10 protein-coding genes are annotated in these 12323 nt (G+C 42.1%); 5 read left to right on the top strand and 5 right to left on the bottom strand.

Annotation, left to right across the window (positions count from 1 at the left end):
• Positions 1–342 precede the first annotated feature (342 nt).
• The 4 genes from HMPREF1535_RS10095 to HMPREF1535_RS10110 are packed head-to-tail and all read left to right on the top strand — an operon-like array spanning position 343 to position 7884.
• Positions 343–3585, top strand: coding sequence for a SusC/RagA family TonB-linked outer membrane protein (locus tag HMPREF1535_RS10095; RefSeq protein ID WP_046146496.1), 3243 nt, complete (start codon positions 343–345; stop codon positions 3583–3585).
• A gap of 18 nt (positions 3586–3603) precedes the next feature.
• A complete protein-coding gene (locus tag HMPREF1535_RS10100) occupies positions 3604–5520 on the top strand; it encodes a RagB/SusD family nutrient uptake outer membrane protein (protein ID WP_046146042.1) in 1917 nt (638 codons plus the stop codon).
• A gap of 21 nt (positions 5521–5541) precedes the next feature.
• Positions 5542–6729 carry a DUF5000 domain-containing lipoprotein gene (locus tag HMPREF1535_RS10105; protein ID WP_046146043.1) on the top strand — a complete coding sequence of 396 codons (1188 nt, stop codon included), beginning with the start codon at positions 5542–5544 and terminating at the stop codon, positions 6727–6729.
• Between the two features lie 27 nt (positions 6730–6756).
• Entirely contained in the window at positions 6757–7884 is a 1128-nt protein-coding gene (locus tag HMPREF1535_RS10110; RefSeq protein WP_010800928.1) for a DUF4998 domain-containing protein, read from the top strand.
• 85 nt (positions 7885–7969) lie between these two features.
• Here the strand turns inward: HMPREF1535_RS10110 and HMPREF1535_RS10115 are convergent, their stop codons facing one another.
• From HMPREF1535_RS10115 to HMPREF1535_RS10135, 5 genes are all read right to left on the bottom strand, one after another.
• Entirely contained in the window at positions 7970–8272 is a 303-nt protein-coding gene (locus HMPREF1535_RS10115; protein WP_010800927.1) for a type II toxin-antitoxin system RelE family toxin, read from the bottom strand.
• Positions 8269–8529: a hypothetical protein gene (locus tag HMPREF1535_RS10120; RefSeq protein ID WP_010800926.1), complete on the bottom strand. Its 261-nt coding sequence runs from the start codon at positions 8527–8529 to the stop codon at positions 8269–8271. Before HMPREF1535_RS10120 ends, HMPREF1535_RS10115 begins: the two co-directional genes overlap by 4 nt.
• A gap of 135 nt (positions 8530–8664) precedes the next feature.
• On the bottom strand, positions 8665–10068 hold the full coding sequence (gene uxaC, locus HMPREF1535_RS10125; RefSeq protein WP_046146044.1) for a glucuronate isomerase: 1404 nt from the start codon (positions 10066–10068) through the stop codon (positions 8665–8667).
• 3 nt (positions 10069–10071) lie between these two features.
• Positions 10072–10740 carry a bifunctional 4-hydroxy-2-oxoglutarate aldolase/2-dehydro-3-deoxy-phosphogluconate aldolase gene (locus tag HMPREF1535_RS10130; RefSeq protein ID WP_046146045.1) on the bottom strand — a complete coding sequence of 223 codons (669 nt, stop codon included), beginning with the start codon at positions 10738–10740 and terminating at the stop codon, positions 10072–10074.
• 33 nt (positions 10741–10773) lie between these two features.
• The gene (locus tag HMPREF1535_RS10135) at positions 10774–11817 is read right to left on the bottom strand and encodes a sugar kinase (RefSeq protein WP_010800923.1); all 1044 of its coding nucleotides are present in this window, start codon (positions 11815–11817) and stop codon (positions 10774–10776) included.
• 140 nt (positions 11818–11957) lie between these two features.
• Between HMPREF1535_RS10135 and HMPREF1535_RS25790 the strand changes: the two genes are divergently transcribed.
• Entirely contained in the window at positions 11958–12101 is a 144-nt protein-coding gene (locus HMPREF1535_RS25790) for a hypothetical protein (protein ID WP_154670871.1), read from the top strand.
• Positions 12102–12323: the final 222 nt, after the last annotated feature.

Here is a 12323-nt window from a genome sequence, read left to right on the forward strand (position 1 = left end):
GATATTGGTAAGGTAAAGAATATTTTTCCGGATATTAGTTCTTGGAGAACTATTTCATTTAAAGACTATATCACATTGTGAAAACAAAATTATATAAAAATGGAAATAAATACAAAACCCAAGAGGGTAATATAACTATATTTAACCAATTTGAGTCTTCTTGTAATTTATCAATCTTTTTTATTAGTGTCCTTATTTATCAATCAACTTGTCTATATGTGTAATACATAGCAACTTATCATATAGCCATAGTTCTCCAAGAACTATGATGATAAAACGACTATTCATATTAAATAATTCTTAGACCTGTTTTTGTTTATTAACCTTAAATTAGCAAGTGTAATGATTAGATTGCGAAAGAGGTGTAGCGGTCAATGCTGTCAGCCTCAGAAGATTCAAAGCACGAAGCCTGGAAAATATTCATATGGATGGATATTACCGGCATTTTTATTAACAGTTGTGGGACTACCTTGCAGAAACCTTCGGGCTGAAGTATTTCCCGTGGTAGCCAAAGTTCAACAATCGTCGAAATTCAAAGGCAAAATCTCGGATACGGGAGGAGATCCTTTACCTGGTGCTACGGTGCAGATAAAAGGTAGTACGAAAGGAGTTATTGCCGATATGGATGGTAACTTTGAGTTTGATGATTGTCTTCTTAACAGTACCCTGGTTGTTTCGTATATCGGTATGGAAACTAAGGAAATAAAGTATACCGGACAGAAATTCCTGAATATTGTAATGGAAGCAAAAACGGATGAGTTGGAAGAAGTAACCGTAGTCGCTTTCGCCAAACAGAAAAAAGAAAGTGTGGTATCCGCCATTACGACTGTGAAACCGACGGAGTTAAAAATCCCGAGCAGTAACCTGACAACGGCTTTTGCCGGTCGTGTTGCCGGATTGATCTCTTATCAAACAAGTGGTGAGCCGGGACAGGATAACGCCAGTTTCTTTATCCGTGGTATTACGACTTTTGGTGCTGAGGCAAAGAAAGATCCGCTTATCCTGATCGACGGTATTGAATTGAGTACGGATGACCTGGCACGTTTGAATACAGATGATATTGCCAGTTTTTCGATCATGAAAGATGCTACGGCTACGGCATTATACGGTGCACGCGGAGCGAATGGCGTAATCTCTGTTACAACGAAAGAAGGTAGAGAAGGAAAAGTAACCATTAACGCCCGTGTGGAAAACTCTTTCTCATCTCCGACCAAAAAAATCAGCCAGACCGATCCTGTTACTTATATGCGGATGCAGAATGAAGCGATTAAAACCCGTGACCCACTGGGATTGGCTTTGTATTCGGAAGAAAAAATAACGATGACCGAACGTGGATTATATCCGAATATTTTCCCGACAACGGACTGGTATGATACCATGTTCAACGATGTGATCTCCAACCAGCGTGCCAATCTGAGCCTTAGCGGTGGTGGAACGGTTGCCCGTTATTATGTGGCTGCCAATGTCTCGAAAGACAATGGTAACATGAAAGTCGATAAAAGAAATAATTTTAATTCTAATATCAGCCTGATGAAATATTCGATCCGTTCGAATATCAATATCAACCTGACAAAAACAACGGAGTTGGTATTGCGTATGAGCGGAACGTTTGATGAATATACAGGACCTATCGGCGGCGGTTCTTTTATGTACAAGGAAGTGATGATGGCCAATCCCGTATTATTCAAACCTTATTATGAACCGGATGAACAGTACGCATATTCCAAGCATATCTTATTCGGTAACTATGGTGCCGGTAATTATGTAAACCCGTATGCACAGGCATTGAAGGGGTATAATGATTATAGTAAGAATACGATGCTGGTTCAATTCGAAGGTAAGCAGAAGTTGGATATGTTGACCGAAGGACTTGCTATCCGTGCAAAGATCAATATAGACCGTTATTCTGAATATTCGGTAGACCGTGCTTATTCTCCTTTCTTTTATAATATATCATCTTATAATCTTCAGAATAATACTTATAAACTGAATCGTTTGAATCCGGCTACCGGTACGGAATGGATTAATTATAATCCGGGAAATAGATATGTAAATACGAATTTTTATCTGGAAGGAGCAGCAGAATACACCCGTAATTTTGACAAACATGGGGTAAATGCTTTGTTAGTTTATACAATGCAAAGTAAAAAGACGGGTATAGCCGATAATCTTCAATTGTCTTTACCCGGGCGTAATATGGGGTTAGCCGGACGTGCAGCCTATAATTATGACGGGCGTTATTTCGGTGAGTTCGTTTTTGGATATAATGGTTCGGAACGTTTTTCCAAAAATAATCGTTGGGGATTCTTTCCTTCTGTAGCCGGTGGCTGGATGCTCTCAAAAGAAAGCTTTTTCGAACCTCTGACGACAGTGTTTGACCAGTTTAAGTTTAAGGCCTCTTACGGTTTGACAGGCCAGGATCAGATTGGAGATGGTAATGACCGGTTCTATTATCTGTCGCAAGTAACATTGAATAGCAGTGACCGGAATGTGAATTGGGGTACTCAATTGAATTACAATCCGGGGGGAATTATTGTAGACCGTTATGCCAATGATGAGATTGGATGGGAAAAATCCTATAAATTGAATGTGGGAGCAGAAATGCGTACGGTATTTGGGCTTTCAGCCAATGTTGAATATTTCACAGAACGGCGGGAAAATATTTTGCTGAACCGTATAATCCCGAATACAATGGGGATCATTCCTGATGTAAAGGCTAATTTAGGAAAGGCGAAAGGTAAAGGTGTGGATATGGAACTGAACTATGAGAAGAGTTTCAATAAAGATTTATGGATCACAGGACGCGGAACGTTTACGTATGCAACGAGCGAGGCTGTGGAATGGGAAGAACCGGATTACAGTGAAACTCCTTGGTTGTCGAAAGTTGGCAAATCGTTGGGACAGACATGGGGATATATAGCAGAACGTTTGTTTGTTGATGAAGAAGAAGTAAAAAATTCTCCTACCCAATTCGGTGAATATATGGCGGGTGATATTAAATATCGTGATGTAAACGGTGACGGTAAAATTTCGGAATTGGATAAAGTTCCTATCGGTTATCCGACAACCCCGGAGATTAATTATGGTTTCGGTCTGTCGGTAGGTTACAAAGGACTCGATGCCTCTTTCTTTTTCCAGGGGTCGGGACGCCAGTCTTTCTGGCTGGATCTTAAAAAGATCACTCCGTTTTTAGATGGAGATGCCGGAGAGAATGGTGAAGATGGTTTGCTGGGACAAAATGCAGTGCTGGATGTGATAGCTAATAGCTATTGGTCGGAAAATAACAGGAATCCTTATGCTTTCTGGCCTCGTTTGGCAAATCAGTCAGTTGAAAATAACAATCAGACAAGTACCTGGTTTATGCAGGATGCTACTTTTCTTCGATTGAAATCTGTGGAAATAGGTTATACTGTACCCAAAAATTTGGTGAAGAAGTTCAAGGTTCAGAACTTACGTTTTTATGTGAGTGGAACTAATTTGCTTTGTTGGAGCAAATTTAAACTATGGGATCCTGAAATGGCAGGTAACGGATTAGGTTATCCTGTTCAACGTGTGATCAATGTGGGACTTAATTTAGGATTCTAATTTAATAAAACGGAAAATATGAAATCGATATATCAATATTTAATATATATATGTACGGCTTTTTCAATAGCCTCCTGTAATTATCTGGATGTTGTTCCGGACAATGTTCCGACATTGGATAATGCCTTTTCAGACCGGTATACAGCTGAACAATATCTGGCTACCTGTTATTGGGGAATGCCAAAGTCGGCCGGATGGAATGAGAATCCGGGGATATTCGGATCGTTAGAGATGATCTTTAATAAAGAAGGGAGTACTTCCGGTGGTATGAAATTCGGGCTGGGAACCGATAGTCCTACCAGTGCTTTGATCAATTATTGGGGTGGTACAGGTAGCATGATCCGTTCTTTGTATGCAGGTATTCGTGAGTGTAATACTTTTATGGAAGGAATTGTTGGTGTAAAAGATCTGAACCAGTACGAAATTAAGCGTATGATTGCAGAAGTTAAACTGATTAAAGCCTATATGCACTTTTACTTGCTGACCTATTACGGCCCTATCTGTCCTTTGCGTGAAAATATACCGGTGAAAGAATCAACACAAGGTGTCAGGGTATATCGTGAAAAAGTCGATGATTGCTTTGCCTATATCCTGGAATTATTGGATGAAGTAATAGAAGGCGATCCGCTTCCTTTGGTGATTGAAAACCAGACTAGTGAATTAGGCCGTTTTGCCCGTCCGGCAGCTTATATGTTGAAAGCAAAAGTTTTAGTCTATTGGGCCAGCCCGTTGTTTAACGGGAATACGGATTATAACAGTTTCCGTAATTATAACGGGGAACCGTTCTTTAATCAGACGTATGATGAAACACGTTGGCAAAAGGCTGCGGAGGCTTGTAAAGAGGCTGTCGATATTTGTGAGAGTGCTGGTATCCGTCTGTACCAGATTTCCGATTATATTGCTACTAAAACTCTTTCGGATGAAACTCAATTGGTACAGACATTGCGTGGTTCTGTAAGTGACCGCTGGAATTGTGAGTTGGTATGGGGAAATTCTTCTTATCCGGTAAATAGTGGTTTGCAGGGAGAATGCATCTGTTATCTGGAGCAGGCAACCTCTTTAAACTATGGAACACGTATGAGTGTGTCGATGGCGACGGTCGAACAGTTTTATTCTAAAAATGGTGTTCCTATTGAGGAAGACAAAGAATATGATTATTCGAATCGCTTCAATGTGCGGACCGGAGACGAGGATCATAAATATTATATTCAGAAAGGTGAGCAGACTGCCGCTATGAATTTTGACCGTGAGCCTCGTTTTTATTCGACATTAGGTTTTGACCGTGGTAAATGGTATGGGAACTCATATAAGAACGTACCGGATGACGATGCGGAATGTCTATATCCCAAAAATCGGTTCGGTGAATTTTCTTCGGTAGCCAATCCGGGTAATTATAATGCGACAGGTTATTGGCCCAAAAAGTTGGTTTCGATCAATTCCAGTTTCCGTAATGCCAATGATATCAGCTGGGAAAACTATGCTTTTCCGGATATGCGTTTTGCCGACCTTCTCTTACTATGCGCCGAAGCTTTGAATGAATCGAAAGATGCTCCCGACGCGGAAGTTTATAAGTATGTGGACATGGTACGTGAACGTGCCGGTTTGAAAGGAGTGGTGGAAAGCTGGCAGAAATATTCGAATCAGGCTAATAAACCGTCTACGAAAGTCGGCATGCGTGAGATCATTCAGCGTGAGCGTAAAATCGAACTGGCTTGTGAAGGTGTTTATTATTGGGACAGCCGCCGCTGGAAAACAGCCCAGAAAGAGCAGAACCGTCTGATACAGGGTTGGAATGTCAATGCCAAAGAGGTCGTGGATTATTATACTTTGACTACGGTCTATACGCAGTCATTTACTTATAAAAACTATTTTGCCCCGATACCAGAGTCTGATATTGTGAATAATCCGCAATTGGTACAGAATCCGGGGTGGTAATTAATCATGTAATACAGAATTATGAAAACGAAATATTATTTCAGTATGCTGACTTCGGTTCTATTGCTTTGCTCTTGTTCGGAAAAGACACTGGAACCTATAACCGGAAGTCTGGGAAAACCCGGAGTGGTGACCGATGTAAATGTGGAACCGATAGCCGGTGGTGCCGTCGTTTCCTACCGCATTCCCAATTCGGAAGATATCCTGGCTGTAAAAGCCGTTTATACGCTTACGAATGGAAAAGAGACGGAAAGAGTTGCTTCTTTTTATGAGAACAAGATCAAAATAGAAGGATATAACGATACTATCCCGAATAAAGCGAATATTTATGTGATCAATCGTGCTCAGGAATTGTCGGATCCTGTGGAAGTGACTTTTACTCCATTGGAGTCTTCTTTGAGTAAAGCCATCAAGACAATATCGATCGTACAGGATTTTGGCGGTGCCCAATATAACTGGCGGAATGAAGACAAAGCTCCCTTGACGATGGAGTTTCTTGCACAGGATTCGCTGGGGCAAATGCAGACTATGCGTATTATGACTTCGGAAGCTGATTCGAACCGTTATAGTTTGCGCGGCTATAAAGCCGAGCCTCGTTATTTCGGGATGATCATGCGGGATAACTTTGACAACGCTTCCGATACTATTTTCCCTTCGGAAGGTCAGATAACACCGCTTTTCGAAGAAAAACTGAATAAAAAGAAAATGGTCGTTATGAAATTGGGTTCTGATGCCAGCTTTACCAATTGGGAGGGGATGGACAGCTATCTGATCGACGACGACCATGATACTTTCGGCCATTCGGCATCCAATTCCATGCCTGCCGCATTTACCATCGATCTGGGATGTATTGCGAAACCCAGCCGTGTTGTGATGTTCCAGCGTAAATATTCCGATTCGTATTATAACTGGGGAAATCCGTTGGATTTCGAGGTGTATGTGTTCAAAGGGACGGGAACACCTTCGCAGAGCGGTGACTGGAGTGAATGGGAAAAAGTGATGGATTGTCTGGTTGTCAAACCTTCCGGATCTCCGAGCGGAACAGTGACGGATGAAGATATTACGGCTGCTGAAGAAGGACATGAATTTGCTTTTGAATTGTCACAGGAACCGATACGCTATATCCGTCTTAAGATATTGAGTACCTGGGGTGGTTCTGCCTTTACTCATCCGGCAGAGGTGGATCTGTATGGGGAAGTGGTTGAATAGTATAAATTAAAAAAGAATATATAAACCATGAAAAGAATATATAGTTTATTAGTATTTATAGCATGCACTCTCCTGATTACTTCCTGTGAAGATTTTATGGATGTGCATAAAGAGTATATTGAAGGCGGAGAGATCATTTATGCTCCTAAACCGGATTCAATTGCGTTTATTGCGGGAAAAGAGCGTATTCTGTTTTTTTGCAGGACATATAATTCTCCAAATGTGAAATCGGTAAATCTGTATTGGAACGACGGATTGGATTCATTGCTTATTCCGGTATCCTTTAATTCAAGCTATGACAGCATCGAGGTCGTATTGGATAACATGGAAGAGAAGTCATATACATTCACAGTACAACTGGTGGATAATTTCGACCATCGTTCTTTGTCTGTAACAGATTTTGGAACTTCCTATGGTGAGAATTATCAGGTTTCCCTAATGGACCGTCGTATAAAGGATATTTCACTTACGGACAAAGGCGGTTCGGTGGAATGGTATTCTGCTGCAGAAGGCTTATTAGCCAATGAAGTCAGATACGTAAAAAATGATGGTACGGAAAGTATTATCCGGATGTCGTCGGCAGAATATACGACATTCTGTCCGGATGCCAAGGCGGGTGAAGAGTTTGAGTTCCGTTCTTTATTTATTCCGGAAGAAGAGTCAATCGATACTTTTTATACGGCATGGAGTAAGTATGATGAGGCTTTCCCTGCCGAATACAAGTTCGATCGTAGCGGATGGACGGTAACCGTTTCCGACGAAACTGCTAGTGACGGTGGTGGGAAAGATGCGATCATTGATGACAAACTGGATACCTGGTGGCATTCCAATTATACGGATGGAAATACACCTCTGCCGCATTGGGCTGTGATAGATATGGAATCATCGAAAGAAATGTCGAAAATAGAAGTTTATCGCCGTCCTGGTACCACCGATACGAAAAGTGTTGAAATTTATATAGGAAATAGTCCGGATGCCAACGCTACAGATTGGATTCAGTTGGTAACTGGAGTGTTCGGTGATGGTGATAGTTTGGAATTGCCTGTTCCCGCATCAATAGATACAAACCGGGGCCGTTACATGAAGATTCTCTTGCCGGATAGTAACCGTGAACCTTTTACTAACATTGCAGAAGTGTATATTTATGGCAAGTGATCGTTTTTCATAGTACTAATTATTTTATTTAAGGATGTATCAATCAGTGACGGTTGGTACATCCTTTCCCGTATAAGTGGTTGTTTTATTTATCTTTCCTTCTTAGCTTTTGTTGTATTTTCTTATTGTATGCTTCTCCCCTGGATACCAGATATTCAAACATTACCGTATCGCCAATAATTTGAACGTGAAACACAAAGAAAGCTCGGTAATCCCCGATCCTGATCCGATATACATAATCATAGCCGGTAAGTCTTATGCAGTGCGTTATATCATCCAGATCTTTAGCATCGATGACTTCCTGGATCACTTCTTTTACAGACAAAAGTATTTTTCCGGATAATTTCCGGACACTTTTTTCAAAGTCTTTCGAGAAGTCTACATTCATTTGATATCCAATCCTAACCAGTTTTCAAAATCTTTCTTTTCCTGTGGGTTAAGTTTGATTTTCCCCTCTGGTCTTTGTTCCGATAGCATTCGGTACATAGCCGTATCATTATATTCTTCTGCAGTACGATCTAGAAGGCTTTCAATAAGTCTTTTAAGATTAGTACCCTGTTGTGCTGCCATTACGGATAATGATCTAAAGGTATCGTCTTTCAGATCGATTACTTTTCTTTTATTTGTTGGTATTACTGCATCCATCACTTTGAATTTTTGGTAAAGATATGGAATATATATGATATATACAATATATACGGTATATATCATGTATGTCATAAAAAAGCGAAGATTCATTTCTACGAACCTTCGCTTCCGTCATTTCTTAAATTATTGATCTTAAAATCCAAAATATTCTTTCGCATTCTTATAACTGATATCCTCTACCATCTTACCGATGAAAGGAATTTCAGAAACAGGCAATTCGCCGTTTTCCACTTCTTTACCCAGCATATTGCAAAGGATACGGCGGAAGTATTCGTGACGCGGATAAGACAGGAAACTGCGTGAATCGGTCAGCATTCCGACAAAACGGCTCAGCAGGCCCAGATCGGACAGCGTGTTCATCTGGTCTTCCATGCCATGGATCTGATCCAGGAACCACCAGCCGGCGCCATACTGCATCTTGCCCGGTAGCGAACCGTCGTTGAAGCTGTAAGCCGTAGTCATCATTACGGCACTGTCTTTCGGGTTCAGGTTGTAGAATATTGTTTTAGCTAATGCTCCTTCTTCTTCCAGGCGGCTGAGGAAACGAACCATCGGTTCTGCCACTTCCAGGTCGCCGATAGCGTCGTATCCGGTATCCGGACCCAGCTTTTTGAACATGCGGGCATTGTTGTTACGTGTCGGACCGATATGGAATTGTTGTGCCCAGTTGCTGCGGGCATCCATAACAGCCAGTTCATACAACATGGCAGAGCGGAACTTGTCGATCTCTTCGCCGGTCAATGCCTTATTCATTCGGGCTTTCATGAAGATAGCCTCTATCTCGGCATTGGTATAAGGAGTTGCGTAGAATGTACTCAAACCATGATCCGATACGCGGCAACCGACAGATTCAAAGAAGTCATGACGTTTCTGTAAAGCCGCTAACAAGTCTTTAAAAGAAAGGATCGACATGCCGGAAGCTGCTTCCAGCTTCGTCAGGTATTCATTGTAAGCAACTACATTTTCGATAGCCATCGCCTTGTCCGGACGCCAGGTAGGAAGAACTTTCGTCTTCAACGAAGTGTTACGGATCGCTTTATGGTATTCCAATGAATCGACCGGATCGTCAGTCGTACAAACAACTTCCACATTCATGCGTTCCATGATGGCCTGCGCACGAAATTCCGGGGTTTGCAGTTTGGCTGTACATTCGTCGTATATTTCACGTGCAGTTGAAGGATTCAACACCTTATCGACACCGAATATGCGGCTCAGTTCCAGGTGAGTCCAGTGGTAAAGCGGGTTGCGCATAGCATGTTGCAAGGTATCCGCCCATTTCTGGAATTTCTCGAATGCCGGTTTGTCACCGGTAATATATTCTTCGGGAACACCGTTTGCACGCATGGCACGCCATTTGTAATGGTCTCCGCCCAACCAAATCTCTGTCAGGTCGGCAAACTGGTAGTTGTCGGCTATCTGCTGCGGGATCAGGTGACAATGATAGTCAATGATCGGCATCTTCGCTGCATGTTCGTGATACAGTTTTTGGGCTGTCTCTGTCTGTAGCAGGAAATCTGAATCAAGAAAAGGTTTCATATATCAACGGTATTTTTTGATGATGCTTAATGCGTTGCTGCAAAGAGCAGTGATGGCATTCCAGTCTTTGGCTGCAATGGCTTCTTTAGGGAACAGGTTGGAACCCATTCCAACACAAGTAACGCCAGCCTTGAACCAGGCCGACAAGTTCTCTTCTGTCGGTTCGACCGCTCCTGTAGCCATAATCATAGACCATGGCATCGGTGCTTTGATATTCTTGACAAAAGAAGGACCACCCACATTCCCGGCCGGGAATACTTTACACAAATCACATCCCACTTCCTGTGCAAATCCTATTTCCGAAACAGATCCGCATCCCGGTGTATAAGGAACCAGGCGGCGGTTACATACCTTCGCAATTTCCGGATTGAACAACGGGCCGACAACGAAGTTGGCACCCAGTTGCAGGAACAGGGCAGCCGTAGCCGGATCGACGATAGAACCGATACCTAAAACCATTCCAGGACATTCTACCGCAGCATATTTTACCAGTTCGGCAAATACTTCATGAGCGAAGTCTCCGCGATTGGTAAATTCAAATGCACGTACTCCGCCATCATAACAAGCCTTTAATACTTGTTTAGCCGTTTCTATATCTTTATTATAATAAACAGGTACCATTCCGGTGCTGATCATCGCATCCAATACCTGCATTTTACTAAATCTAGCCATCTTTCTCTTTAATTTTCAATTCTCAATTTTCAATTACCTCGACACTCTTCCCGATCCGTCGCCTTCCATCAGTTTTTCCACTTCGTCGACAGTTACCTGGTTGAAGTCACCGTAGATGGTGTGCTTCAGGCAGGAAGCAGCGACAGCGAAGTCGAGTGCTTTCTGGTCGTCTGTAGTATAAGTCAGCAAACCGTAGATCAGGCCCCCCATGAAAGAGTCGCCGCCACCAACGCGGTCAACGATATGGGTAATATCGTAACGGCGTGACTGATATAATTTACCGTCGGCATACAGAACGCCGCCCCATGTATTATGATTGGCATTGATAGAGCCACGCAAAGTGATGATCACTTTCTTTGCACGTGGGAATTTTTCCATCAATTGTGTGCAAACCGATTCGAATTCAGCAGCATTTACCTGGCCTTCAGTCTGTGCAACGTCGAAGCCCTCCGGTTTGATACCGAATACTTTCTCTGCATCTTCTTCATTTCCCAGAATCACATCGCAACCGGCAACCAGTTCAGGCATTACTTCAGAAGCCTTTTTGCCGTATTTCCAGAGGTTTTTACGATAATTCAGGTCGCAGGATACAGGTACACCCAGTTTATTGGCAGCCTGGATAGCTTCCAGACAAGCGTCGGCAGCACCTTGTGAGATAGCCGGAGTGATACCGGTCCAGTGGAACCAGGAGGCATCTTTCAGCACTTCTTCCCAGTTGATCATTCCTGCTTCTATTTCAGCAATAGAAGAATGGGCACGGTCGTAAACAACTTTGCTGGCACGGGCTACGGCTCCTGTTTCCAAGAAGTAGATACCCAGGCGGTCGCCTCCGTAAACGATGTGGGAGGTTCCGACACCATATTTACGTAAATCCATAACACAGGCACGAGCAATATCATTTTTCGGCAAACGGGTTACGAACTCTGTGTCGATCCCATAATTTGCCAGCGATACGGCAACGTTAGCTTCGCCACCTCCGAAGGTAGCATTCAATTGATTTGTCTGATTGAAACGGAGATAATCTGGTGTGGCCAGTCTGAGCATTATCTCTCCAAAGGTGATTACTTTTTTATCCATGGCATAAACTTTTATATTCCAGTACAAAAGTAGTAGTTTATATTTAATTTCCTAACATGTGTGTGCGAAAACATTTGTATAAAATGGAATAAAAACGGGTATATCTTGTTTATGTTGTCAATCATTAATCGATTTCGGATTTGAGTAATGATAACAGAATAATTCATCCTGTTGAAAAAATCATCGAACTGACCAAAGAGAATACATCCTTATATGAACGGATGATGGGTAATGAAAAAGAAAAGGTTGCTTTACTGGAAAAGTTATTGAATGAAAAGAAATAATTGAATTATTGTATGAGATGAACAGGTAGATTTTTGTTCACGAGGGCGTCATAAATGTTTTCGAGGCCCTCATAAATATTTTTGGCGTCCTCAAAAACATTTATGAGGACGCCAAAAACAACTTTTTTCCTTTAGTTTAATAGAAAACACCTTATTGTATTCCACAAATGAGCCTGTAATAACCAAGTGAGGTTGACGACAGGATAGCTCATTTCTGCTAAG

This window comes from Parabacteroides goldsteinii DSM 19448 = WAL 12034 (assembly GCF_000969835.1).
Taxonomy (GTDB): domain Bacteria; phylum Bacteroidota; class Bacteroidia; order Bacteroidales; family Tannerellaceae; genus Parabacteroides; species Parabacteroides goldsteinii.

Bases quoted from the DNA above. Each gene is read 5' to 3' on its own strand.
- HMPREF1535_RS10095 (WP_046146496.1), top strand. From the start codon at position 343: ATGATTAGATTGCGAAAGAGGTGTAGCGGTCAATGCTGTCAGCCTCAG.
- HMPREF1535_RS10100 (WP_046146042.1), top strand. From the start codon at position 3,604: ATGAAATCGATATATCAATATTTAATATATATATGTACGGCTTTTTCA.
- HMPREF1535_RS10105 (WP_046146043.1), top strand. From the start codon at position 5,542: ATGAAAACGAAATATTATTTCAGTATGCTGACTTCGGTTCTATTGCTT.
- HMPREF1535_RS10110 (WP_010800928.1), top strand. From the start codon at position 6,757: ATGAAAAGAATATATAGTTTATTAGTATTTATAGCATGCACTCTCCTG.
- HMPREF1535_RS10115 (WP_010800927.1), bottom strand. From the start codon at position 8,272: ATGAATGTAGACTTCTCGAAAGACTTTGAAAAAAGTGTCCGGAAATTA.
- HMPREF1535_RS10120 (WP_010800926.1), bottom strand. From the start codon at position 8,529: ATGGATGCAGTAATACCAACAAATAAAAGAAAAGTAATCGATCTGAAA.
- uxaC (WP_046146044.1), bottom strand. From the start codon at position 10,068: ATGAAACCTTTTCTTGATTCAGATTTCCTGCTACAGACAGAGACAGCC.
- HMPREF1535_RS10130 (WP_046146045.1), bottom strand. From the start codon at position 10,740: ATGGCTAGATTTAGTAAAATGCAGGTATTGGATGCGATGATCAGCACC.
- HMPREF1535_RS10135 (WP_010800923.1), bottom strand. From the start codon at position 11,817: ATGGATAAAAAAGTAATCACCTTTGGAGAGATAATGCTCAGACTGGCC.